This is a genomic window from Corynebacterium glyciniphilum AJ 3170, assembly GCF_000626675.1.
In the GTDB taxonomy this organism is placed as follows: Bacteria; Actinomycetota; Actinomycetes; order Mycobacteriales; family Mycobacteriaceae; genus Corynebacterium; species Corynebacterium glyciniphilum.
Map to the genome: position 1 here is coordinate 2,013,328 of NZ_CP006842.1, position 24,868 is coordinate 2,038,195.

The window sequence follows — 24,868 nt, forward strand, 5'->3', positions numbered from 1 at the left end:
ACCGTGGCCCGGTCAACCGCGGCCATGAGGCTCCCGAAGCCGTCAACAACGTAACGTTCATCAGGCTGCGCGTCGGGCGTCAGGGCTACGGTGCGGTCACGGCCTCCGCTGCTTTCGCCGTGACCGTGATGATGTCATCGCCGAACGCGGCGATCGGAGCCGGCAGCCCTTCCACCGTCGAAAAACTCTTTGTGTTGACGACGATGACAGGGGTCACGGCCGAGTACCCGGCATCACGGATCCGCTGGGCGTCGAATCGGATCAGCGGGGTGCCGGCCGTCACCTTCTGCTTCTTCTCGACAAGGACCTCGAACCCCTCCCCGCCCATCTTCACCGTGTCGATGCCGATATGGATCAGCAGGTCGATTCCGTTGTCCAACCGTAACCCGACGGCGTGACCGGACTTCTGGACCGTCAGAATTTTCCCGTCGGCGGGGGCCACGACGGTGTCGCCGGACGGTTCGATAGCGATCCCCTGCCCGAGCGCCCCAGAGGAGAAGGCGGGGTCGTCCACGTCAGACAACGGGGTGGCTCTGCCCTCGACCGGGGCCGTGATTACGGTGACTGCTCCCGGCTGCAGGGCGGGCTTTCCGGTTCCTGCACCGATGCCTGACTCCGATGGCGAGGCCTCCACACTGTCGGCGTCTTCCTCCTCCTCTCGCTCTACGGCGAGGCCTGCGAGGATCTCCGCCTTCTCGTCTTTGCCCCGGTAGTCGAAGAAGACGACCAGCAGCATCGAGGTGAAGAAGGCTGCGGCGATACCGATCAGATATCCACCCCACGGGTCCATGGCCGGGAAGGTCAGCAGAGAGGTGAACACGAAGGCACTCGCCTTGACGTCGAAGAACCCGATAATGATTCCGCCGACCAGACATCCCGGGAGCAACCGGACGTAGGTCTTCTTGAACCGCAGCAGAACACCATAGAGAGAGGGTTCGGAGATGCCACCGAAGAGACCTGCCATCAGCCCACCCAGCGACACCTGGCGCATGCCCTTGTTCTTCTCGCGGAACGAGATGTAAAGAACACCAGCCACGACACCGAAGCAGGCGAAATTCCAGGCACCCATCGGCCCCTGGATGAAATCGTAGCCGAGCGTGGCGATGTTCTGGATCATGATCGCATTGAGCGGCCAGTGCAGTCCCAACGGCACCAGGAACGGGTACAGCAGCGGGATGATAACCGCGAGGATGAAGGGGGAGACGCCGTTCAACCAGAGCAGGAAGTCCGAGATCCCGTTACCGATGCCGATACCGAACGGTCCCAGGAGGAACGCCGTTGCCGGGATCATGATCAACAGGGAGAAGAACGGTACAAAGACCATCTGGACAGAGGCCGGGATGATCCGCTTCAGTCCCTTCTCGACCCAGAACAGCCCGATCGCTGCGATCAACGGGGGAAAGACCTGCGACGAGTAGTCGTTGAGCACCAGTGGGATGCCGAAGATATGGACGGTCTCCCCCGCGTCTCCGAGGGAAAGGAACTCCGGTGTCAATAGTGCTGCCGGTATTGCGGCCCCCACCCACTCGTTGGCGCCCAGTTTCCGGGCGGCCGTCGCACCGATCATGATCGGGAGGAAGTAGAAGACCGAACGCCACATGGCGTGCAGGAGAACATAGCCGTCCGGCTGGTCCGCCATGTCGGCACGGAAATCCTGCCAGCCGAAGGTGTCCGCCAGGACCAGCATCGTGATGATCAGTGACGCGCCGAGCAACGCCCACAGCACCGGGCGGAAGGTGTCGGACAGGAACTCGAAGCAGTAGTTGACCCAGTCGTAGCGGCCGCGGACTCCGCCGTACTCCTTCTTCGAGGACGCACGGCCCTCTGCATCGGCATCTCCCATGCCGGGTTCCTTGACGATGGCGTTGTAGTAGTCGGCGACCCCGCCACCCATCACCACCTGAAGGCCCGTACTGCCTTGCTCGACGACGCCGAGGACGGCAGGGTCGCTGTCCAGCGCGTCCTTGTCCACTTTTGAGCGGTCTACGAGGTCGAAGCGGAGCCGGGTCGCGCAGTAGGTCAGTGAGGAGACGTTGTCCGCCCCTCCGATCTCCCGGAGAATGTGACGGGAGGTGTCTGTGGTCGCAGAGGCCATGTGTGTTTCCGCCTTGGTGAGGTGAAATGGGTGTGCGCCACCCTGATCGGGTGGCATCTCCCACATCATAGAACTTCACCGTGAAAAAGATAAGGGCTCCCGGACACGACAGAAACCCGGCCCACCCCGAGATCGGGGTGGGCCGGGTCGGTACCGCAGCTCAGACTACGGTATTACTCACCGGAACCGGCGAGCTTCTCGCGCAGAGCGGCGAGCTGCTCATCGGAAGCCAGGGAACCGGCGTCGGAGGTGGTCTCCTCGACAGCGGCGGCCGGCTTGTCCGAATTGCTGGAGTAGGAGCCGTTGTCGGCAGCCTCATCAGCTTCGGCAGCCTGGGCACGGTGGCGCTCGATCTGCGCGGCGTGCATCTTGTGACGACGCTCAGACTCGGCGTAGCGGGCCTCCCAAGCCTCACGCTGCTCGTCGAAGCCTTCCATCCACTCGTTGGTCTCCGAGTCGAAGCCCTCCGGGAAGATGTAATTGCCCTGCTCGTCGTAGGAGTCGGCCATACCGTACTTGGACGGGTCGAACTCCTCGGCGAAGTCCTCGTCGGCCTGCTTCAGCGACAGGGAGATGCGACGACGCTCGAGGTCGATGTCGATGACCTTGACCATGAGCTCCTGGCCGACGGTGACGATCTGGTCCGGGACATCCACGTGGCGCTCGGCCAGCTCGGAGATGTGGACCAGGCCCTCGATGCCCTCCTCGACACGGACGAAGGCGCCGAACGGAACCAGCTTGGTGACCTTGCCCGGGACGATCTGACCGATCGCGTGGGTCCGGGCGAAGACGCGCCACGGATCCTCCTGGGTGGCCTTCAGCGACAGGGAGACACGCTCACGGTCCAGATCGACGTCGAGAACCTCGACGGTGACCTCGTCACCGACGGTGACGACCTCGGACGGGTGGTCGATGTGCTTCCAGGACAGCTCGGAGACGTGCACCAGGCCGTCGACACCGCCGAGATCGACGAAGGCGCCGAAGTTGACGATCGAGGACACGACGCCCTTGCGGACCTGGCCCTTCTGCAGCTGGTGCAGGAACTCGGAACGGACCTCGGACTGGGTCTGCTCGAGCCATGCGCGGCGGGACAGAACGACATTGTTGCGCTGCTTGTCGAGCTCGATGATCTTCGCCTCGATCTCCTGACCGATGTACGGCTGGAGGTCTCGGACGCGACGCATCTCGACGAGGGAGGCGGGAAGGAAGCCGCGCAGGCCGATGTCCAGGATGAGACCGCCCTTGACGACCTCGATGACGGTACCGGTGACCGGCTCGTCCTTCTCCTTGAGCTCCTCGATGGTGCCCCAGGCGCGCTCGTACTGTGCGCGCTTCTTGGACAGGATCAGGCGGCCTTCCTTGTCCTCCTTGGTGAGGACCAGGGCGTCGACCTCATCGCCGACCTCGACGACCTCGCCGGGATCGACATCGTGCTTGATGGACAGCTCACGGGAGGGGATGACACCCTCGGTCTTGTAGCCGATGTCAAGCAGGACCTCGTCGTGGTCGACCTTGACGACGGTTCCTTCGACGATGTCCCCATCGTTGAAGTACTTGATGGTGGCGTCGACGGCGGCGAGGAAATCCTCAGCGGAGCCGATGTCGTTGACGGCTACCTGAGGAACGTTGTTGGTGGGCATATGTGAAGTTGCTCCGAGACGGATTGTTCTTAGTGATGGACAGGGGGCACCGTTCCACCAGCGTTCAGTGTGACGGCACCGTCGCGCGCCTGCGGACAGACGGTTAACGGACTGTAGGCTACACGACCCCTCCGAGCTGTGCAAATACCGTCTGGGAGAACTCCTCCGTCCCCGCTGCCCCGGGGCCGGCGAGATCCGGTGTCGGACAGTGGATCAGGGCGTGCCGGACCGCGGCTGCGAGGGCGTCCCCTGCCTCGCGGTAGCCGAGGTGCCCGAGCATCATGGCGGCGGAGTTCATGACGCCAGCCGGATTGGCAATTCCACGACCAGCGATATCGGGTGCCGACCCGTGAGCCGCCTGGGCCATCACCGTCCGGTCCCCGGCATTGATACTGCCTGCGGCCCCCAGCGATCCACCCAGTGCCGCGGTCAGGTCCGAGAGGATATCTCCGAACATGTTCTCCGCCACGATCGTCCGATGCCGTTCCGGGCGGACGACCAGATCCGCGCACAGGGCATCGATATGCACCGGCAGCAGGTCCACCCCAGTTTCGGCCGCCATGGCCTCCGCTTCTTCCACGTACATCCCGGACGTCCGCGCCAGGACATTGGCCTTGTGCGCGACGGTGAGCGGTCCCCCTCTCTCCGCGGCAACACGGCCGGCACGTCGGACGATCCTGCGAACCCCGTGTCTGGTGAACGTGCCGATCGCCAGTGCGACGTCCGGCGTGACCATCACATCGCCTGTTCCGGCGTACATGTTGCGGTCGGCGTACAGTCCCTCGGTGTTCTCCCGCACGACCACCAGGTCCATCTCGGGGGCGACAGCACCGGGCAGACCACGGACCGGTCGGATGTTCGCCCACAGGTCGCCACGGACTCGCAGTGCCGCTGACGGGTTCTGCTGGCTCCGGGCCTCCGGAGGATAAGAGGCATTGTCATGGGGGCCGAGGACCCAGCCGTCCAGCCCGGTGACAGCGGACCAGGTCTCATCGGGGAGGATCTGCCCGGTCTTCGCGAAAGCTTCCCGCCCGAGCAGGAGCGGCACCCACCGCACCGTATACCCGCCGTAGTGGTGGAGAGCGGTGGTCGTGGCAATGACCGTGGGCTCGACGATCTCCGGACCGACGCCCTCACCGGGCCAGTACCCCAACGTCAGCGCGGCCGTCCGGGAACTTTTCCGGGAACTTCTCCGGGAACTTTCAGTCGTCATAGTCACAACGCACCATCCTAGGTGACCGGACACGCGCCCCGGGCGCAGGTTTCACTCTCCCCCGGACAATCCGGATACGATGACGCCCGTGAAAGACAACTCCCCCAGCCCAGACCAGACAGACGTCCACCCACCGACGTTCGGACGCACTCCCCTGAATCCGGGGACGGTGGTCTTCAACCTCGTCCGCGGTGGCCTGATCGGTTCCGCTGAACTCGTCCCCGGCATTTCGGGCGGCACGGTCGCCCTGGTTACCGGCGCCTACGAGAGAGTGCTCTACAACGCCAACCGACTGCTGGACGCGGTGAAGGCCTTTGCCACTGACCGGGCCGAAGGCGTTCGGCGGTTCAAAGCCGTGGACTGGACCATGCTGCTTCCCATGGCCGTCGGCATGGTCGCCATGGTTTTCGCCCTCGCGGGCATCCTCGGCTCGTTCGTGGAGGATCATCCCGTTCCCGCCAAGAGCCTGTTCCTCGGCATGGTCGCGGTCTCGCTCGTGGTCCCGCTGCTGATGATCGACACCACCGACCTGAAACGTCGTCTTCCGGTGGCAGTGCCCCTCTTCATCGTCGGTGTGCTGTTCACCTTCATCGCGACAGGATTCTCCTCGTCGACGAATCCTGACCCGAACCTTCTGTTGGTGTTCATCGCTGCCGCTATCGCGGTGTGCGCACTGATCCTCCCCGGCGTCTCAGGGTCTTTCTTCCTCTACGCGATCGGGATCTACTCGGCGACGCTGACTGCTGTCAGCGACCTCGACGTGACCTACATCCTGGTCTTCGGTCTCGGCGCGTTGACCGGGCTGGTGCTGTTCGTGCGGGTGATGGAGTACCTGCTGACGAAGCACCGGACCCTGACCCTGTTCACGATGACCGGCATGCTGCTGGGATCGCTGCGTGCGCTCTGGCCGTGGCAGGACGATGACGCCGGCATCCAGGCACCCGGTGACCAGGCTGGGCTCGCGCTGGGCCTGTTCCTACTCGGTGCTGCCGTCGTCGCCGCCATGGTCATCTTCGAACAGGTCACGAAACGCCGCCGGACGCGGGACCGCTCCGCGCGTCCCGACAAGTCCTCCGGTCAGCTCCCCTGACCCTCCCGGGGTGGAGGTTTAGCATGGGGGGATGATCGCTTTCACCGACCAGTTCTGGCCCCAGGTGGGCCTACTGCTGCTCGCGTTCGCGCTGAGCACGGTAGTGGGCGTGGAACGACGTCTGCGCGGACACAACGGGGGCCCCGGCACGCTGGCGATTGTCGGCACGTCATCGGCCCTGTTCGTGATGTTGAGCAAGTACGGATTCGCCGATGTCGTCTCCGACCAGACCAGTTACGATCCGTCGCGGGTGGCAGCCTCAGTAGTGTCGGGAATCGGTTTCCTCGGTGCAGGTCTGATCCTCACCCGACGCGGCGCCGTGGTGGGGTTGACCACCGCAGCGTCTGTATGGGAAGTCGCCGCGATCGGCGCGTCGGCCGGAGCCGGGCTCTGGACGCTTGCTGTCGCGGTCACACTGCTGCACATGGTGATCACCTTCGGACTCAGGCGACTGTCCCGGGTGCTTCCAGGCCCCCACAGCCACGTCCTGATCGAGGTCACCTACGATGACGGTCGGGGTCTGTTAAGAGGGGTGCTGACCTCGATCACGGAGGGTGGCTGGACGATTCGTCAGGTACACCAACAGCACACGACCGCCCCGCCCGAGGAGGAAGACCGCCCCGCCGCCGTCACGCTCGAGCTCGTGGGGCGCCACCGGGCCGACGCTCTGGCGACCTCACTGTCCGGCATAGACGGGATACGACGGGTGGAGATCCTGTCCAGTGGCGACCTGGAGTAGGCGTCCTCAGTGCCCGGCGGCCTCCCAGTTCGCGCCTGTACCGGTCGACACATCCAGAGGAACCCTGAGTTCAGCGGCACCGTCCATCTGTTCCTGGAGCAACGCCGTCATCTCCTCGAGCTCCCCGTCAACGACTTCGACGACCAGTTCGTCGTGGACCTGCAGCAGTACCCGCGACGCCATGCCTCGTCTGGTCATCTCCCGATCCACCCGCACCATCGCGCGTTTGATGATGTCGGCTGCGGTGCCCTGGATCGGAGCATTGAGGGCGGCACGCTCGGCGTTGTCCCGGGCGACCCGGTTGGTGGAGTTGAGCTCGGGAAGGTACCGCCGACGCCCGTAAAGCGTCTCGGTGTAGCCGTCCTCCCGTGCCTGTTCCACCACCTCGTCGAGATACTTCTTGACCCCGCCGAAGCGTTCGAAGTAGGTGTCCATGATCTTCTTCGCCTCGCCGGCGGCAATATTCAACTGCTGGGACAGGCCGAAAGCACTCAGACCATAGACCAACCCGTAGCTCATCGCCTTGACCCGTCGACGCAGTTCCGGGGTGACGTCGTCTACCGGGACGTCGAAGACCTTCGAGCCGACGAAATTGTGCAGGTCCTCGCCCTGTCGGTAGGCCTCGATGAGCCCGGGGTCCTGGGAGAGGTGCGCCATCACACGCATCTCGATCTGGGAGTAGTCCGCCGTCAACAACGTGGTGTACCCCGACCCCACCTGGAACGCACCACGGATATGGCGTCCCGCCTCGGTGCGGACCGGAATGTTCTGCAGGTTGGGTTCGGCTGAGGACAGACGTCCCGTCGCCGCACCGCGCTGGTTGAAAGTCGTATGAATCCGCCCGTCATCCGCCGTCGCATCGATGAGCCCGTCAATAGTGGTCTTCATCTTCTGATACTCGCGGTGGGCCATGAGATGGCCGAGGAACGGATGCCCGGTCTGCTCCGTCAGCTTCTCCAACTCACCTGCCGCGGTGGAATAGCCGGTCTTGGTCTTCTTCGTGGTGGGCAGGCCGAAGTCCTCGAAGAGGACCTTCTGCAACTGCTTCGGGCTGGACAGATTGAGCGACTCGTCGCCCGCCAGCTGGCGGGCGGCGGTGACCTCGTCGGAGATGCGTTCTGCGTAGTTGTCCGAAAGGTCCTGCAACGCAGGGCAGTCGACCGAGATCCCGTAGCTCTCCATCCTGGCCAGAATCGTCGCCAGAGGGACTTCGAGATCCAGGTAGAGCTCCATCGCCCCGATGCCGGTAAGTTCCGGGGTGAGGGAGGTAACAAGTTCAAGCACGGCCTGGGCCCGTGCGACTGCCGATGCTCCCTCGGCGAGCTCGTGCCCGACGTGGCGTTGCAGCACATCGGCGAGACCGGTGGAACGGACGTCCGGACGCAGAAGGTAGGCGGCAAGAGCGGTGTCATGCTCGACGCCGTCGAGCTCTATCCCCGTCCCGTTGAGCATGTGCCAGGACCGCTTGGAATCATGCAGCCATTTCGCCGCAGAGGTATCAGCAAGGTACCCCAGTAACGCCTTCTCGTCCTTCGGGTCCTGGTCCGCCAGATCGATCTGCAGGGCGTGGAGAACCCCGTCCTCTCCGGCCACCGGATCAAGCAGGACGACATGCTCAGCGTGCCCCCCGAAAGGCGCCCCCTCGCCACTGACCTCGACGACCAGTGGCCGGTTGACCGACGCATCGCCGTGGCTCCGTCCGTCCTTCCACCCGGCGCGGTCGGCCAGCCATTTGGCCAGTTTCCCGTCGGCAAGATCGTCGACGGCAAGTTCAGCTGCTGCGCCATCCTCAAACTCGATACCCATCACCCGGAATGTCCGGTTACGCAGGTTGGCACCGAACTGCAGTGAGTCGAAGAGGCTGCCCGCCTCGGAGGCATCGACAGCAGCAGGTCGCAGCGCTGACAGCGGGCCACCCTCGCCGTCGAGGTCACCGAGCTCGAGGTCTCGGACCATCTCCGTGACCTTCCGTGCGAGGATCACATTGTCGATGTTGTCCCGGAGTGATTCTCCGACTTTGCCTCCGAAGTCGTCGATGTGCTCGATGACGGCATCCAGACTGCCGTACTTGCTGATCCATTTCTGAGCTGTCTTCGGGCCGACACCGGGAACCCCGGGCATGTTGTCGGAGGTGTCTCCACGCAGCGAAGCGAGGTCAGGGTACTGCGTCGGTGTGACACCGTACTTCTCCTCCACCCGGGCCGGGGTAAACCGGTCGAGCTCCGAGACTCCACGAAGAGTGTAGAGCACCGTGACGTCGTCGTTGACGAGCTGGAGGCTGTCCCGGTCGCCGGTGCAGATCACCGTACGCATGCCCGCGTCGGTGCCACGGCAGGACAGCGTGGCGATGATGTCGTCCGCTTCGTAGGACTCCTTGGTCAGTGTCTGAATGCCCAGTGCCTGGAGCGCCTCCTGGATCAACTCGACCTGGCCACGGAACTCATCCGGTGCCGGTGGCCGCTGGGCCTTGTAGGCAGGCAGGTCCTTCTCACGGAACGTCGGTCCCGAAAGATCGAACGCCGCCGCGATATGTGTCGGCTTCTCCGTTTCGACTAGTCCGAGGAACATGCCGAGGAACCCGTACACAGCATTGGTGTACTGCCCCCCGGTCGTGGAGAAATTCTGGGCCGGCAGTGCGTAGAACGCCCGGAACGCCAGTGAATGCCCGTCGAGTAACAGGAGGGTGGGACGCCCGTCCCCGGAATTGTCTGTCATGTGACCTTCCTGCATGCCCGTACACCTGTCTGTCATGTGTCGGACACACTTCTCGTGGTGGCTGCCGCGGTTGGAGTCATGCCCCGGCTATTCTAGTCGCCATGAGTGACCAGACAGAGAGTATCCCGGGCGAACCGGCGTCCCTGCACGACCCCGAGCCGCAGACCTCGGCGCGACGGCGGGCGGAGGAGACACGGGTGAGCATCCTCGAACGTGCGAGGACCGCGTTCAACCAGCGTCCCTACAGTGAGGTGTCACTCAAGGACATCGCCAACGAGGTCGGCGTCAGTGCCCCGCTGATCATCAAGTACTACGGGACCAAGGAGAACCTGTACGAGGCCCAGCTTGATTTCACCGAGGCTGCAGAGCGGCTCAACAACGTGGCATTCGCTGAAATGGGGACCCACCTGGCGCGGCTGGCGGTGACGTCCGCCGACGACAGCCCCAATTCGCTGGTGCGCAAACTCGCCGACGCCGGCGGTAACCGGCACATCGTCGACGCGCTCGGGAAAGTCTTCCGCCAGCAGGTCGTCGCTCCGGTGCTCGAGAGAGTCGCAGCAGAGTCTCTCGGCCAATCATCCACCGACGCGGAGATGCGCGCGGAGGCGGCGATGTCGATGGTGATCGGCCTTGCGCTGATGCGCCGGTTGGTCACCCAGGAGTATTTCCATGACGCCGATGTCGACGCATTCGTGGAGTACTACGGGGGCCTGATCCAGTGCGTCCTCGATGGCGCGGACGCCACATCGTGACCACTTTCCCGGTGCCGCCTACCCCGTGTTGTCCGGAGTGACACCTCTGCCGTATGATTCCCGGGGTCGGCCCTGGTGGCGGAATTGGCAGACGCGCTGCACTCAAAATGCAGTGTCTTCGGGCGTGTGGGTTCGAGTCCCACCCAGGGCACCACGCAACCCCACCGGTCTCTATGGAGACCGGTGGGGTTTTCTGTCCTACTCCCTTCGTCCTGGTGTCACTGACGTACGAGTACCGCCAGGTCATCCTTCCTCGCCGGTCTCATCTCCCACGCGTCGAGACTGACGCAGAGCTGTAGTGTCCCGCACTTCGAGTAGCTGACCTTGTCGGTGGAATGGGTGTGCCCGTGAATAACAGGTGCGCCGCAGTCCCTCGGCCGCCACTGGACGTGTCGATCCGGGCTTGTATGGTCTCCGTCATAGGGAAAGTGGTTGACAACCGCCCTTTTTCCCTCGATTTTGAGCGTCGTCGCAGCTGAGACCGTGTCGAACGTCCGGAGAAACCGGGAGTGGCCGGCCAGTGACCGCGCATGCATCGGATGGACGGCGTCGTGATTACCCGCCAGCAGATGGAGACGCGCCCCGGTGGCGTCGCGTACATCGGCCAACAGCCGCAACGCACGGTCCTCCTGATCAGGTATTCCCGAGGAGATGTCACCGAGAACAAAGAGGCGGTCACCGGGCAGCAGAGCACCCTTCAGATTCTGAAACAAGACCGCGTCATGGTCCGCAGCGGTAGCGAATCCTCTCGCCGCGGCCGGAGTGAGGTGCCCGAAATGCGGGTCCGCCGTAAACCAGTCCGTCATTCATTCCATGGTACTTGCCCCACCGATGCGCTACATTGGGTGGGCAAACTGTCGGGAGCCACCCGGCGCGCTACGTCCCTCAGGAGAAAACCCGTGGACCTTCCCATCGCTGAAGCTGTCGAAACCTCTGGCGCCTACGCGTCCAACGCGCTGTTCATCGCAGGATCCGTTCTGTCATCGCCGTTCGGTCTCCTCGGCGATTTGGGGTCCTTCCTCAGCTCGTTCCTGCCGCGGTTCTGACCCGCCGACGCTGCGCACACTCCATACGCGGCAGGCCTGACGAGCCTACTGCTCGTCAATCTCCGCAGCGGTGGTGGCAACCCTCGTCCCGTCCTCGAACCTTCGTTTTCCGAGGACGTTGTTCGGATCGACGACGGCGACCTTCTTGCCGTTCTCCCGGATGCGGCGCAGCCCTTCTTTCACCATGCGACGCCCGACCGGGTTGCTTTCGGTGACGCGTCGGGCGTCAATGATCACCCGCGGGGTGGTGATGTCCTGGTTCTCTGCGGCAGTCAGGAATTCCTCGGCACCGGAGAAGTCGAGGCCACCCTGCAACCGGAACACCGTGGTCCTGCCGCGGGTGCGGATGCCGCGCACCGAACTGCCCTTACGGGTCACCGCGGACATCAGGTGCAGACCCATGTCCTCGGACAGCGCCCGGAAGATCTTCGCACCCCGGACGCTGTTGCCCGATTCGTCCAGGCGTGGTGAGAAGGTCGCGATCCCCAACTGTCCCGGCAGGGTCCCCATCAGGCCACCCGCGACCCCTGACTTTGCGGGGATCCCTACGCTGGCCATCCATTTCCCTGCACCGTCGTACATTCCCGCCGAGGCCATCACAGCCTGCACCTGGCGGCACACCAGTGGTTCCAGGATCCGTTCGCCGGTGAGCGGCTGGACTCCACCGAGGGCGAGAGTCGCGCCCATCACCGCCAGGTCTTTCACGGTGACTCGAATCGCGCACTGCCGCGTGTAGCTGGCCACGGCGTCCTCAGCAGAGTCCACGATCACGTCATAGCTGCGCAGCATGTGGGCCAGTGCCAGGTTACGGTCAGCGGTACCGGTCTCGGACTCGGTGACATTCTCGTCCACGGTGAGTTGGCGTCCCGCCAGCCGGGAGAAATAGTCCACAATGACCTCCACCCTGTCGTCGACCGACGAGTCTTCCCCGTTGATGAGCTGGTTGACCGCGATGGCTCCCGCGTTGATCATGGGGTTGACTGGACGGTGGGTCTTACCGTCGAGGGAGAGCTCGTTGAAGGCCTCGCCGGACGGCTCCATGCCCACTGTCTCGATCACTTTCTCCACCCCGCAGTCCTGGAGTGCTGCGGCATAGGCGAAAGGCTTCGAGATCGACTGCATGGTGAACTCCCGCTCGTCGTCGCCGACGCTGTAGATCCACCCCTGGTTGGTGCACATGGCCAAGGCCAACGGTGTGGCGTCTGCCTTCGCGAGCTCAGGAATATAGTCCGCTACTGCACCGTCATCCTCGTCTCGGACTCGGTCAAGGATGTCATTGAGATAGTCTTCGACGAGAGAATCCATGGGGCCCGAGACTAACAGAATCCGACGCCGATATACTTCCCCCCATGACACCCCACTCCGTTCCGCGACCGGGCAGATCCGCCCGTAAGGTCGGCTCGGTCCTGGGGGCCCTGATGATCTCGGCGTCCCTGGCGGCCTGCGTCACCAATGAGGAGTCCGGTAATCCCGACGGCTGGGTCGACACCCTGCCCGACCCCGTTCCTGCTCTCCAGGATCTGCTCCCCCGGGAGTACCGCGAATCCGGACACATCTCGGCCTCGACCAACCCGACATTTCCACCCAACCAGTTCAAGGACCCGTCCGGGAACATCATCGGCTTCGAGGTGGACCTGGTCCGGGCCGCCGGTGCCGTTCTGGGGGTGGATGTCGGATTTCAGCAGCAGGACTTCAACCTCATCCTGCCATCCATCAACGCCGGTACCGTGGATATCGGCACATCCGGGTTCTCCGACACCGAAGAGCGCCGACAGTCCTATGACTTCGTGGACTTCTACACCTCGGGTATTACGTGGGCGACAACCCCTGGTAAGACGGTCGATCCGGCTGATGCATGCGGACTCACCGTGGCCGTCCAGAAAGGGACCTACTCCGATACTGACGATGTCCAGGTCAAGTCCGACCAGTGTGCCGCCGCCGGTCGCCCGGCAATCAACAAGCTGGTCTACGATTCCGCCAATGCCGCGGCGAACGCCACGGCGCTGAAGCGTGCCGACGCAATGAGCTCCGACTCCGCCGTCACCGACTACGCCATCCAGTTGTCTGACGGGAAACTCATCCCCGCTGGAGATGCCTTCGACACCACGCCCTTCGGATGGGCGTTCGCCAAGGACTCCGATCTCATCCCCGCGTTCGCGGCTGCCCTGGAGTTCCTGATCACCTCCGGTCAGTATGAGGCGATCCTCGAGCCCTGGGGGCTCACCGAAGGCGCCGTAGACGCCGTCACCGTCAACACGCAGGATTATCCCCTTCCTGCCACAGCATCCGCCGACGAAGGAGCGACTTCATGAGCGATCACCCCCGGGCACAGCAACGTACCCGTCCAACCGACAATGATGTCGTTCCTCTGCGTCACCCCGGCCGGATCATCGCTTCGGTGGTCCTGCTGATCGTGGTCGCCCTCTTCGTGTGGGACGCCGCACATAACGACGCCTACGGCTGGGATGTCTACGCCTCCTATCTCTTCGACACACGCATCGCCGAAGCGGCCCTGCACACGCTCGCGCTTACCGTCCTGGCGATGATCGTCGGTGTGGTGCTGGGTGCGGTCCTGGCAGTCCTACGCATGTCACCGAACCCGGTGACCAGTGGCATCGCCTGGCTCTACCTCTGGATATTCCGCGGCACCCCGGTATATGTGCAGCTGGTGTTCTGGGGGTTGCTCGGTGCGATCTACCAGACGGTGAACCTCGGATTCACCGAGGTCTCACTGGAGTCAGTACTCTCCAACTTCTTCTGGCTCGCCGTGATCGGCCTGGGATTGAACGAATCCGCGTACATGGCGGAAATCGTCCGCGCCGGTATCCAGGCCGTTCCTGAAGGACAGTCCGAGGCATCGAAGGCCCTGGGCATGACATGGTGGCAGAACATGCGCCGCACCGTGCTCCCCCAGGCCATGAGGATCATCATCCCCCCGACCGGCAACGAGCTGATCAGCCTGTTGAAGACCACCTCACTGGTGATCGCCCTGCCCTACGCCGGCGAGCTCTACGGGCGGTCCATGGACATCGCCTACGCGATGTTCGAGCCGGTCCCGATGCTGCTCGTCGCGGCGACCTGGTATCTGGTGATCACCTCGATCCTGATGGTCGGCCAGCATTACCTGGAGCGTTTCTACTCCCGCGGATCGTCCCGGGCGTTGACCAGCCGACAGCTTGCCGCCCTCACCGACGCGGAGGGACTGCCCCCGCTGAATATCACCGTGGAAGATCCCGGTAACCCGCGCACCGGTACCGCCCGGACCGACAGTGGATACGACAGTGGATACGACAGTGGATACGACAGTGGATACGACAGTGGATACGACAGTGGATACGACAGTGGATACGACAAGGAGAACGGCCGATGAGTTCCCAGCCCGCTACCCCGATGATCGCCGTCAAGGACGTGTGGAAGCGTTATGGACGTCTCGACGTCCTCAAGGGCATCGACCTGGAGGTCCCTGCCGGTGGCGTTACCTGCCTCATCGGCCCCTCCGGTTCCGGCAAGTCCACCCTGTTGCGCTGTGTGAACCACCTGGAGAGCATCGACGCAGGACGCATCGAGGTCAACGGAAACCTCATCGGATACCAGGAGCGCAACGGTCGACTCCACCAGATCTCCGAACGCGAGGCATCCCGCCAGCGCGCGGATATCGGCATGGTCTTCCAGCAGTTCAACCTGTTCACCCACCGGACGGTGCTCGCCAACATCATCGAGGCCCCGGTGAAGGTCAAGGGGACCCCGAAAGCCGAGGCTGAGGCCACGGCCCGCGAACTCCTGTCCATGGTCGGTCTCGACGACAAGGCCGACGCATGGCCCGTCCAACTTTCCGGCGGCCAGCAGCAGCGGGTTGCGATCGCCCGTGCCCTGGCCATGAAACCCAAGTTGATGCTCTTCGACGAGCCGACCTCCGCCCTCGACCCAGAACTCGTCGGCGAGGTCCTCAACGTGATGCGGCGTCTCGCGGACGACGGCATGACCATGCTCGTGGTGACCCACGAGATGGGATTCGCCCGGGAGGTCGCAGACGAGGTGGCGTTCATGGACGGCGGACGCATCGTCGAGCACGGCCCGGCCCGTCAGATCATCACCGACCCCCAACAGGCCCGTACCCGGTCCTTCCTCTCCAGTATTCTCGACTGACCACGGCCCCGGCCCCTCTCTCAGGGGCGGATGTCGACGTGCCACGGCACCCGGGGAGTCCCGGGGTCGTCGAGGACCTGCTGGAACAGCTGCTCCGCGGGCTGCTTGTCCCGGGTGACCAGGACATCGGATATCCGGGCGGTCAACGCACTGATACTGCCGTCATACCTGGTCACGTCCACGGTGATGGTCGCCGGTTCCGGAGTGTGCCCGCTGTTCTCCGCGTCCTCGGCGAACCCGTAGTCACGCCACACCTCCTCGAGACTGCTGTCAACGGCCGTCCCGGTCGCCACGTCGAGATCGGCCGTGAGGACCTCGGCGTTGAGGTCCAGCAGGTGGCGGACGTCGTCGACGATGCTGTCGCGCTGTTCGGCGGTGGAAAGAATCTTGAACACGATCTGAGGCATGGGCACCAGTAAAGCACTGACTCGCTCCCACGGCCAGGGTCCGAGCGACTACTGTTGGGTAACTGTGATCGGCCACTCCTCCATCTCCCCAGCACCGGTGCCCCCGTTGACGACGCTGCCGGACGGCACCATCAAACAAGTCAACCCGTTCTCCGGGACGGAAGTGTGGACCGTGCCCAGCCGCGGTCACCGTCCCGTCCGGGAACGTCCCGAGGACGTCTTCGACATTACCGACGACAACCGGGACAATCAGACTGATTTCGGGATCGCCGATCTTCTCAGAACGACCCCCGAAAAAGCTCGGATGGTCATCGACGACAACGGAGACCCCCGCATCCTCCGGGGGCTCACGGTCTCCGACCTGTCGGAGACTGATCCACTGTTCCGGCGCGTAGCGAACCTCTACGAGATCCTTACCTACGACTACTGGCTGGTGAACTACGGGCACCGGATGGATGCCACAGCTGCCCGCCATATGGCCGAGTATCTTTCCGAACCGGAGGGTCGGGAACATGTCGAACGTCTCTTGCGTATCCGGATGGAGGCAGCCGGACGCCCCGCAGAAGACATCGATGCCCTGTTCACCGAGGATACGGCGGTCCAGAGCGTCAACGAACTGGGCGGCCCCCTGTTCGGCGGCGGGCACGACATCATCCTGGCTCGTGACCACTACGTCCCCGGTGCCACCCGGAGCGACCAACTGCTCAGCTCCGGTGAGATGAGCTGGTCTGACCACCGGCTCTACATCGCCTTCACCGTCGACGCGATGGACCGGCTCTACCGGGCGAACCCGTACGTCCGATACGTCGCGGCATTCCAGAACTGGTTGGAGCCCGCCGGGGCCTCGATCGAGCACCTGCACAAGCAACTCGTGGCCATCGATGAACACGGCCTCCAGAATGAGACGGAAATCGCCCAGGTCCGGGCGAACCCGAACATGTACAACCAGTGGGCGGTGGACTATGCAGGCCACCACAACCTCATCGTCGCCGAGAACGACCACGCCATCGCATTCGCCGGCTTCGGCCACCGGTGGCCCACGCTCGAGGTCTTCTCCCGCTCTGGCACTACCGAGCCTTGGTTGATCAGTGATGACGAGCGAGACGCCATGGCCGACCTCGTCCATGCCTGCCATGTCGCCGCCGGGCCGCACATGCCGTCCAACGAGGAGTGGCTGCACCGCCCGCTGGACGTGGACGTCCCGATGCCGTGGCGGATCATGATCAAGTGGCGCGACTCCACCATGGCCGGGTTCGAGGGAGGGACCAAGATCTTCATCAACACCCTCAGCCCGGCAGGCCTGAAAGCCAAGGTCCTCGCCCGCCTCGAAGACGCCCGTGACCGGGGACGACTGGCACCTGGCATCCGGCTCGGCGACGAGGTCGATTTCCACCGTAACTCCCTGCGGTACAACCCTGCGGTCCGGTAGCTAGAATTGTGCGTCATGAGTACCAGCGGGATCGCGGAATTCGTCGACAATCACGGAGTCGACCTGTCCTGGGCAGGCGACTTCTACACCTGGATGCATCAACATCCCGAGCTCAGCGAGCACGAGGAACAGACGGCCGCGTATATCCTGGATCGCCTGCAGTCTCTCGGGGCTGAGGTGACCTCAGGTATCGGCGGGCATGGGATCACCGCGGTGTGGCGCAACGGCGACGGCCCCACCGTGCTCTACCGGGCTGACTTCGACGCTCTTCCGGTCGCCGAGGACACCGGGGCAGCCTATGCCTCACAGAACCCCGGTGTGATGCACGCCTGCGGGCACGACGTGCACACCACCGCTCTGATGGGTCTGTGCGCGATCATGGACGCCCGGCAGGATGCGTGGTCCGGCACGTTCATCGCCCTGTTCCAGCCGGCGGAGGAAGTGACCCGCGGCGCCACGTCCATGATCGAGGACGGCCTGGCTGAGCGGATCCCTGCCCCGGACGTCTGTCTCGGACAGCACGTGATGCCGGGTCCGGTCGGGACGGTCTTCTCTGCCGCCGGCCCGGTCATGGCCGCCTGCGATACGTTGACGGTGACCCTGCACGGGGTGTCGTCACATGCCTCGGCGCCCCACAACTCGATCGACCCGACATTCCTCGCCGCCATGATCGTGGTTCGACTCCAGGGCATCGTGGGCCGTGAGATCGCCGCAGACGACTTCGCGGTGGTCTCGGTGGGCACACTCACAGCCGGCCACACGAACAACACCATCCCGGACACCGCAACCCTGGTGCTCAACTGCCGCTTCTACGACACAGCGGTCCGGGACCGCACCTATGCGGCCATCGAACGGGTGATTCAGGCTGAGTGCGCGGCATCCGGGACGCCGCAGCCCGCCGATATCGTCTACTCGGCCCGAGGGGAACTCACCGACAACGACAGGACCGTACACGAGACCGTGCGCCCGGCCTTCGACGCCGTCTTCGGCGAGGGTTCACAGGATGCCGTCCGGTGGACCGCATCGGAGGACTTCTCCGAGATTCCGCGGCACTTCGGGGTCCCCTACGAATTCTGGCTCACCGGATGCACCGACCGGGATGAGTGGGCCACAGCCGTGGCCGCTGACCGGGTGGCCCAGGACATCCCCGGGAACCACTCCCCGCGCTTTCTGCCTGCACCCGGCACCGTCGAGACCGCCACCCGGGCGGCCGTCGCAGGCGTGCTGGCCTACCTCTGGCGCTCCTGACGCCGGCCCCGTGGGGTGACCATCAGGACGTCCGGACCACTGGACGCCCAAGGAAGTCGACCATGGCCGACCAGTCCCGCCGTGCCTGCACCGTCCCCCGGTGTAGCGAGTCACGCAGTACGTCGACCTTGCGCTCCGTAGAGCTCACAGGCGCCTCGTCCTCCGGGAAGTAGAGGAATGCCCGTCCTGCCCGCTCCAGAGCGTACAGGCGGTCCATTGTGGCGTTGTAGCGGATGTGGCGGGTGATGAGGGCCTCCGCCACTGCCGGATACCGGCGCAACAGGGTACGCCATACCTTCGTCTTCCCCATCGGCGGCTTGACGTAGCCCCGTGGGTGGGTCAGGACGGCGAAGAACTGGTCGTACCCGTCGGCGAGCGCGGCTTCCAAGGGGATGCCGCCGGACGGGCCGAGCGCACCGTCCACATAGGGCACCCCGTCAATACGGGGCACGGGCATCGCAAACGGGATGGTCGAGGATGCCCGGACCCGCTCCATCAGTTCTGCGCCGGAGCCGATGTCGTCGCGTCCCCAGTACACCGGGTCGCCGTTGTCTGCCCGGGTCGCGCAAATACGGAACTGCGTGTCGCCCTCGAGTACCCGTCGGGCATCGTACGGGCGGGGAAGGTCAAGGGTGGGCGCCTGACCGTAAATGTATTCCGCGTTGAAGTAGCCTTTGCCGCGCAGCAGCCATGTCCAGCCACCGAAGTGCGGGTCCGTCGCGAAGTCGACGAAACTGTGGCGCAGCCGGTCCCGTTCACCACTGAGGTAGCTGACCAGGTGTGATGCACCGGCCGAGACTCCCCCGACCCAACCGAACTGGACATCGTGCTCCATGAGGACATCCATAGCACCGGCGCTGTAGGACGCCCGCATACCTCCGCCCTCCAGCAGCAGTGCCGTATCGCGTGCGTCGATCATCTGTGGTCAGGCCTCCTCCGCCCCTATCGACTACGTCAACTCCGCGGTATACCGCGCCCTAGGCGGTGTCTTCCCCGAGAAGGTGGACGTGGATCATGTTGGTGTTGCCCTCGGTGCCGGGAGGCGAACCAGCCACGATGACAACCGCGTCATCGCGGGTGAACCCGGCCTGCCCCAGCAGGATCGAATCCACCTCCTGCATGATCTCGTCGGTGGTGGACACCTCATTGGTCAGGTAGGACTCTGCACCCCAGGTCAGGGCAAGCTGGTTGCGGACCTCCTGGGACGGGGTGAACACCAGCAGGGGCAGGTCGGAGCGAAGACGGGCGACGCGGCGGGCGGTGTCACCGGAGGCGGTGAAGGCGATCAAGGCACGTGCGTTGAGCCGCTCACCGATGTCCTTGGCGGCGAAGCTGATCACACCGCGCTTGGTGCGCGGGACATGGGACAGTGGGGGAACCTCACCGTCGATTTCAGCGGCGGTGACGATCCTGGACATGGTCTTGACCGTGTCCACCGGGTACTTGCCGACGGAAGTTTCGCCGGAGAGCATGACGGCATCTGCGCCGTCGAGCACAGCGTTGGCCACATCGGATGCTTCGGCACGGGTGGGGCGGGAGTTCTCGATCATCGAGTCCAGCATCTGGGTGGCGACGATCACCGGCTTGGCGTTCTCGCGGGCGATCTGGACCGCCCGCTTCTGCACCAGGGGCACCTCTTCCAACGGAACCTCGACACCGAGGTCACCGCGGGCGACCATGATGGCGTCGAAGGCGAGGATAATCGGCTCGAGAGCGTCGACGGCCTCGGGCTTCTCGAGTTTCGCGATGACTGGCACGCGGCGACCCACCTCGTCCATGATCTCGTGGACGAGCTCCACATCCGCAGGTGAGCGGACGAAGGACAGCGCGATGACGTCAGCACCCATGGTCAGGGCGAATCGCAGGTCGGCGATGTCTTTCTCGGAGAGTGCGGGAACGGAGATGTTCATTCCCGGCAGGGAGACACCCTTGTTGTTGGAGACGGGGCCACCCTCGACGACCTCACAGACGACGTCGTTTCCCTCGACGGACTTGCAGACGAGCCCGACCTTCCCGTCGTCGACGAGCAGCCGGTCGCCGGGACGGGCGTCCCTGGCAAGCTGCTTGTAGGTGGTCGAAACCCGGTCATGGGTGCCGGACACGTCGTCGACGGTGATCCGGATTTCCTCACCGGTCTCCCAGTAGGTCTTCTCCTCGGCGAAACGTCCGAGCCGGATTTTGGGGCCCTGCAGGTCGGCGAGAACGCCGACAGAACGGCCGGTCTCCTCGGCGGCCTGGCGGACCCACTCATAGTTCTGCTGGTGATCCGCGTGCTCACCGTGCGAAAAGTTCAGCCGGGCGACATTCATCCCAGCCAGAACGAGTTCACGGATTTTGTCCGCGGAGGCCACTGCCGGGCCCAGGGTGCATACGATCTTGGTGCGTCTACTCACCTGTCCGAGGATAACCCTGTCCCCCGGCGCCCGCTACTGGCGGGTTGGTTCCCCGTCGTTGTCCTCGTCTGTATCCGGAGCGGGCCCGGCGACGTAGTCGGGGGTCTCGCGCGTCCGCGAGCGCGTTGCGATGAACAGGATGACGGCACCGATGAACACCACTGCGGACACCACGCTGTTGATCCTGATGTCACCGAAGACGGTCGTCGCGGCGTCGGTGCGGATCAGTTCAATGAAGAAGCGCCCGAATGTGTAGCCTGCCACGTACAGCATGAACACCCGTCCGCCGCCAAGACGGAAACGCCGGTCGGCCACAACCAGCAGCACCACGACCAGCAGGCTCCACAGCAGTTCATAGAGGAACGTGGGTTGCACGGTGGTCAGAACAAAGCCGTCCGAGACGCCGTTCATCTGATCGATGTTGCCGTTCTCGTCGACCCGACGGTAAATTTCCAGAGCCCAGGGCGCCTCGGACTCGCCGCCGTACAGCTCCTGGTTGAACCAGTTACCCAGCCGCCCGATGGCCTGGGCAAGCAGGATCGGCGGGGCGACGGCGTCTGCGAAGGGCGCCAGCGGAACTTTCTTGTAGGCCAGCACCGCCCACACCGCCAGCCCACCGCCGAGTACCGCGCCCCAGATGCCGAGACCGCCATTGGTGATCTTGAAGGCGTCGACCCAGTCCCTGCCCTCACCGAAGTAGAGGTGGTGGTCAGTGATGACATGATAAATGCGTCCACCGATGATGCCTGCGGGCACGGCCGCGATCGCGCTGTCGATCACGGTCTCCGCACGCCCTCCCCGGGCGACGTAGCGGCGCACGGTCCAGTACACAGCGACGACAATGCCGAGCAGGATGCACAGCGCATAGGCGCGAACCGCCACCGGTCCGATATGCCACACGCCCTGCGGAGGCGACGGGATGGCTGCCAGGATATCTGTGGTCACCGGCGGACCCCCTCATAAAGATCCGAGGCCAGGGTTTCCAGAGCCGCCGCACCAGACGACGCCGCCGAAATCAGGGCGGACCCGACGATGACCCCGTCGGCGTAGTCGGCGATCGCGGCGGCATGGTCGCCGGTCTTCACACCGAGGCCGACAGCGACGGGCAGATCCGTAGCAGCGCGGGTTCGGGCGACAAGGTCCCGGGCATCGGCGGAGACATCGTCCTGGGCGCCGGTGACGCCCATGTGCGACTGCGCGTAGATGAACCCTCCGCCGGCCTTGACGGTGAGGTCCAGACGTTCAGGCGTGGTGGACGGTGCGACGAGGTAGACGTTGTCGAGTCCGCTGGCCCGGCACGCGTCATTCCAGCGGACCGACTCCTCCGGGAGGAGGTCCGGGATGATCGATCCGAGTCCGCCGGCGGCCGCCAGCTCCTCGGCGAACTTCTCCGGGCCGTACTGCAGGATCGGATTCCAGTAACTCATGATGACGGCATTTCCACCCGCATCGGTGATCGCACGGACCACGGTGAAGGTGTCCTTCACCCGGAAACCGGCGTCGAGTGCGGTCGTCGCGGCCTCCTGGATCGTCGGGCCGTCCATCATCGGGTCAGTGAACGGAATCCCGACCTCGATGAGATCGGCGTAGCGGGACAGCGTGGTCACCAGCTCCACGGACGACTCAACGGTCGGGTAGCCCGCCGGGAGGTAGCCGACGAGCGCCGCCCGGCCCTCAGTCCTGGCTCCGGTGAAGATCTCGGACAGTCTGCTCATCGGTTGTTCTCCTCGTCCTGTTCCGCATTCGACTGCTCGGGGTGCATGCCGAACCAGGTGGCGGCCGTGTCGACGTCCTTGTCACCGCGACCCGAGACGTTGACGATGAACACTGGGCGCTCCCCGCTGTCCGTGGTCCGGGTTCCGTCGGCGTACTGCGCACCGACCTTCACGGCCAGAGCGACGGCGTGGGCGGACTCGATCGCGGGGATGATGCCCTCGGTCCGGGTCAGCAGACGAAACGCCTCCATCGCCTCGGTGTCGGTGACGGGCAGGTACTCGGCACGTCCCTCGGTGGCCAGGAAGGAATGTTCGGGGCCGACCCCGGGGTAGTCCAGCCCTGCGGAGATGGAGTGCGACTCGGTGATCTGGCCGTCCTCGTTCTGCATCAGCGCGGCGAACGACCCCTGGAAGACCCCTTCCGATCCGACGGTGATCGGTGCGGCGTGCCGCCCGGTCTCCACACCGTCTCCACCGGCCTCACCGCCGATGAGCGCGACGCCCTCGTCGTCGATGAAGGGATGAAACAGCCCGATGGCGTTCGATCCGCCGCCGACGCAGGCCATGACCGCGTCCGGCAGCCGTCCCGCTCCGGCGAGGATCTGCGCGCGGGCCTCCACACCGATGATGCGCTGGAGGTCCCGCACCATCTCGGGGAACGGGTGGGGGCCGGCGGCGGTGCCGAAGCAGTAGTAGGTGTCGTCGGCGTGGGAGACCCAGTAACGCATCGCCTCGTTGATGGCGTCCTTCAACGTCGCCGAACCGACCGTCACCTCGATGACGTCGGCACCGAGAAGCCGCATCCGGGCGATGTTGAGCGCCTGACGGCGGGCGTCCACCTGGCCCATGTAGATACGGCAGTCCAGACCGAGCAGTGCACAGGCGGTCGCGGTGGCCACACCGTGCTGGCCGGCGCCGGTTTCGGCGATGACGTTCGCCTTGCCCATACGTTTGGCCAGCAGAACCTGTCCCAGGACGTTGTTGATCTTGTGCGAACCGGTGTGATTCAGGTCTTCACGCTTGAACCACACGTCGGCACCGACCGCATCGGAGAATCGTGCACCGTAGTACAACGGCGACGGGCGTCCTGTGTAGTTACGGTGGAGGTCGTCGAGTTCGTCGAGATAGTCCTGGTCGGCCCGGGCCTTGGCCCAGGAGTCCTGGATCTCTTCGATGACGGCCATCAGCGCTTCAGGAATGTAGCGTCCGCCGTAGTTTCCCCAGTGGCCGTTGTCGTCCGCGTCGTGCGCCGTCGGCACGGCGAGGACCTCCCCTGCCGTGGGCAGGTTGAGCGTGTTCTTGAAGTCACTCTTGTCGTTCCCGGATGGTGTACTCACACCCAGGAACTGTACCTTACGTGTCTCCGGTTACTTCGGGTCCGGTCGGAAGGCGGGGTGCTGTCCGGCGGCGACGAGGGCACGGCACGCCTGTCCCGGGTTGGCGGCGGTGACCAGTCCCTCACCGACCAGGATCGCATCGGCTCCTGCGGTGGCATAGGCCTGCATATCTGTGGTGTTGCGCACCCCCGACTCCGCGATCTTGATGACGGAGTCCGGCAGCTGGGGCACGATCCTGCTGAACACACCCGGGTCAACCTCAAGTGTCTTGAGGTTGCGGGCGTTGACACCGATGACCGATGCTCCGGCGGCGACAGCCCGCTCGGCCTCCTCCTCGGAGTGGACCTCGACAAGCGCGGTCATCCCGAGGGACTCGGTACGGTCCAACAGGGCAGCAAGCCGGTCCTGTTCCAGCGCGGCGACGATGAGCAGCACAACATCGGCACCGTGAGCACGGGCTTCGTGCACCTGGTACGGGTTGACGGTGAAGTCTTTACGAAGCAGTGGGACATCGACAGAGGCCCGCACCTTGTCGAAGTCTTCCAGTGAGCCGCGGAACCGACGTTCTTCGGTGAGGCAGCTGATCACGGCTGCACCGTTGGCTGCGTAGGCACTGGCCAGAATCTCGGGCTCGGGGATGTCGGCGAGATGTCCCTTCGACGGGCTGGCCCTCTTGACCTCGGCGATCACGCTCACCTCGGGACCGGCCAGTGCCGCGCGGGCGTCGAGAGCGGGCGGCGCATCCCGGGACATCGCCTTGATCTCGGCGAACGGAACCGCGGATTCACGCCTCGCGGTGTCCTCGAGTACCCCGGCGATGATCTCGTCGAGTACGGTTGCCATCTTTCCTCCCGGCAGGTCAGGTGTCTAAACGAACTTCCATGCTATCCCCGTGCACGCGTA

General features: G+C 64.4%; 21 protein-coding genes, 1 tRNA gene and 1 pseudogene. 10 read left to right on the plus strand and 13 right to left on the minus strand.

Annotated elements, in window-relative coordinates; translation table 11 throughout:
* Positions 1-85 precede the first annotated feature (85 nt).
* From CGLY_RS09455 to CGLY_RS09465, 3 genes are all read right to left on the minus strand, one after another.
* Positions 86-2,095, minus strand: a complete 2,010-nt coding sequence (locus tag CGLY_RS09455; RefSeq protein WP_038552328.1) for a glucose PTS transporter subunit IIA — start codon at positions 2,093-2,095, stop codon at positions 86-88.
* 173 nt (positions 2,096-2,268) lie between these two features.
* Positions 2,269-3,735, minus strand: a complete 1,467-nt coding sequence (rpsA, locus tag CGLY_RS09460) for a 30S ribosomal protein S1 (protein WP_038548998.1) — start codon at positions 3,733-3,735, stop codon at positions 2,269-2,271.
* A gap of 118 nt (positions 3,736-3,853) precedes the next feature.
* Positions 3,854-4,948 (minus strand): isocitrate/isopropylmalate family dehydrogenase, encoded by a 1,095-nt coding sequence (locus CGLY_RS09465; RefSeq protein ID WP_052539972.1) that lies wholly within the window; start codon positions 4,946-4,948, stop codon positions 3,854-3,856.
* A 79-nt stretch (positions 4,949-5,027) separates the two neighbouring features.
* Between CGLY_RS09465 and CGLY_RS09470 the strand changes: the two genes are divergently transcribed.
* Both CGLY_RS09470 and CGLY_RS09475 read left to right on the plus strand, forming a co-directional pair.
* Positions 5,028-6,038, plus strand: a complete 1,011-nt coding sequence (locus tag CGLY_RS09470; RefSeq protein WP_038548999.1) for a DUF368 domain-containing protein — start codon at positions 5,028-5,030, stop codon at positions 6,036-6,038.
* 31 nt (positions 6,039-6,069) lie between these two features.
* Positions 6,070-6,777, plus strand: a complete 708-nt coding sequence (locus tag CGLY_RS09475) for an MgtC/SapB family protein (protein WP_038549002.1) — start codon at positions 6,070-6,072, stop codon at positions 6,775-6,777.
* 6 nt (positions 6,778-6,783) lie between these two features.
* On the opposite strand, the gene polA is transcribed toward CGLY_RS09475, so the two are convergent.
* Positions 6,784-9,492 carry a DNA polymerase I gene (gene polA / locus CGLY_RS09480; protein WP_038552336.1) on the minus strand — a complete coding sequence of 903 codons (2,709 nt, stop codon included), beginning with the start codon at positions 9,490-9,492 and terminating at the stop codon, positions 6,784-6,786.
* A 101-nt stretch (positions 9,493-9,593) separates the two neighbouring features.
* Between polA and CGLY_RS09485 the strand changes: the two genes are divergently transcribed.
* Both CGLY_RS09485 and CGLY_RS09490 read left to right on the plus strand, forming a co-directional pair.
* Entirely contained in the window at positions 9,594-10,244 is a 651-nt protein-coding gene (locus CGLY_RS09485) for a TetR/AcrR family transcriptional regulator (RefSeq protein WP_081803861.1), read from the plus strand.
* Between the two features lie 69 nt (positions 10,245-10,313).
* Positions 10,314-10,398, plus strand: a tRNA-Leu gene (locus CGLY_RS09490).
* Positions 10,399-10,462: 64 nt separating this feature from the next.
* Here CGLY_RS09490 and CGLY_RS09495 read toward each other — a convergent pair.
* Positions 10,463-11,050, minus strand: a complete 588-nt coding sequence (locus tag CGLY_RS09495; protein WP_038549004.1) for a metallophosphoesterase — start codon at positions 11,048-11,050, stop codon at positions 10,463-10,465.
* 93 nt (positions 11,051-11,143) lie between these two features.
* On the opposite strand from CGLY_RS09495, the gene CGLY_RS17555 reads away from it, so the two are divergent.
* Positions 11,144-11,290 (plus strand): hypothetical protein, encoded by a 147-nt coding sequence (locus CGLY_RS17555; protein WP_158407383.1) that lies wholly within the window; start codon positions 11,144-11,146, stop codon positions 11,288-11,290.
* Between the two features lie 45 nt (positions 11,291-11,335).
* Here the strand turns inward: CGLY_RS17555 and CGLY_RS09500 are convergent, their stop codons facing one another.
* Positions 11,336-12,595: a glutaminase gene (locus CGLY_RS09500; protein ID WP_038549006.1), complete on the minus strand. Its 1,260-nt coding sequence runs from the start codon at positions 12,593-12,595 to the stop codon at positions 11,336-11,338.
* 44 nt (positions 12,596-12,639) lie between these two features.
* Between CGLY_RS09500 and CGLY_RS09505 the strand changes: the two genes are divergently transcribed.
* From CGLY_RS09505 to ehuA, 3 genes and pseudogenes are all read left to right on the plus strand, one after another.
* Complete coding sequence (locus CGLY_RS09505; protein ID WP_081803862.1) at positions 12,640-13,602, plus strand: ABC transporter substrate-binding protein; 963 nt, start codon at positions 12,640-12,642, stop codon at positions 13,600-13,602.
* A pseudogene (locus tag CGLY_RS09510) lies at positions 13,599-14,528 on the plus strand (amino acid ABC transporter permease); the annotation flags it as partial. The gene CGLY_RS09505 and the pseudogene CGLY_RS09510, both read left to right, overlap by 4 nt.
* 128 nt (positions 14,529-14,656) lie before the next feature.
* Positions 14,657-15,436: an ectoine/hydroxyectoine ABC transporter ATP-binding protein EhuA gene (ehuA, locus tag CGLY_RS09515; RefSeq protein ID WP_038549008.1), complete on the plus strand. Its 780-nt coding sequence runs from the start codon at positions 14,657-14,659 to the stop codon at positions 15,434-15,436.
* Positions 15,437-15,456: 20 nt separating this feature from the next.
* Here ehuA and CGLY_RS09520 read toward each other — a convergent pair whose 3' ends face one another.
* Complete coding sequence (locus CGLY_RS09520; RefSeq protein WP_038549010.1) at positions 15,457-15,843, minus strand: hypothetical protein; 387 nt, start codon at positions 15,841-15,843, stop codon at positions 15,457-15,459.
* 64 nt (positions 15,844-15,907) lie between these two features.
* Here CGLY_RS09520 and CGLY_RS09525 point away from each other — a divergent pair, with 64 nt between their 5' ends.
* Together CGLY_RS09525 and CGLY_RS09530 are read left to right on the plus strand one after the other, a co-directional pair.
* Complete coding sequence (locus tag CGLY_RS09525) at positions 15,908-17,272, plus strand: DUF4921 family protein (RefSeq protein WP_038552355.1); 1,365 nt, start codon at positions 15,908-15,910, stop codon at positions 17,270-17,272.
* A 15-nt stretch (positions 17,273-17,287) separates the two neighbouring features.
* The gene (locus tag CGLY_RS09530) at positions 17,288-18,520 is read left to right on the plus strand and encodes an amidohydrolase (protein WP_038549012.1); all 1,233 of its coding nucleotides are present in this window, start codon (positions 17,288-17,290) and stop codon (positions 18,518-18,520) included.
* A 22-nt stretch (positions 18,521-18,542) separates the two neighbouring features.
* Here CGLY_RS09530 and CGLY_RS09535 read toward each other — a convergent pair whose 3' ends face one another.
* Genes CGLY_RS09535 through trpC form a run of 6 tightly spaced genes read right to left on the minus strand, consistent with a single transcriptional unit; the run spans position 18,543 to position 24,808 of the window.
* Positions 18,543-19,439 (minus strand): patatin-like phospholipase family protein, encoded by an 897-nt coding sequence (locus CGLY_RS09535; protein ID WP_038549013.1) that lies wholly within the window; start codon positions 19,437-19,439, stop codon positions 18,543-18,545.
* A 58-nt stretch (positions 19,440-19,497) separates the two neighbouring features.
* Entirely contained in the window at positions 19,498-20,913 is a 1,416-nt protein-coding gene (pyk, locus tag CGLY_RS09540) for a pyruvate kinase (RefSeq protein ID WP_052539976.1), read from the minus strand.
* A gap of 33 nt (positions 20,914-20,946) precedes the next feature.
* The gene (lgt, locus tag CGLY_RS09545; RefSeq protein ID WP_052539978.1) at positions 20,947-21,858 is read right to left on the minus strand and encodes a prolipoprotein diacylglyceryl transferase; all 912 of its coding nucleotides are present in this window, start codon (positions 21,856-21,858) and stop codon (positions 20,947-20,949) included.
* Complete coding sequence (trpA, locus tag CGLY_RS09550) at positions 21,855-22,628, minus strand: tryptophan synthase subunit alpha (protein WP_038549015.1); 774 nt, start codon at positions 22,626-22,628, stop codon at positions 21,855-21,857. The genes lgt and trpA overlap by 4 nt, the downstream gene beginning before the upstream one ends.
* Positions 22,625-23,965 carry a tryptophan synthase subunit beta gene (gene trpB, locus CGLY_RS09555; RefSeq protein WP_038549017.1) on the minus strand — a complete coding sequence of 447 codons (1,341 nt, stop codon included), beginning with the start codon at positions 23,963-23,965 and terminating at the stop codon, positions 22,625-22,627. Before trpB ends, trpA begins: the two co-directional genes overlap by 4 nt.
* 30 nt (positions 23,966-23,995) lie before the next feature.
* Positions 23,996-24,808, minus strand: coding sequence for an indole-3-glycerol phosphate synthase TrpC (trpC, locus tag CGLY_RS09560; RefSeq protein ID WP_038549019.1), 813 nt, complete (start codon positions 24,806-24,808; stop codon positions 23,996-23,998).
* Positions 24,809-24,868 lie beyond the last annotated feature (60 nt).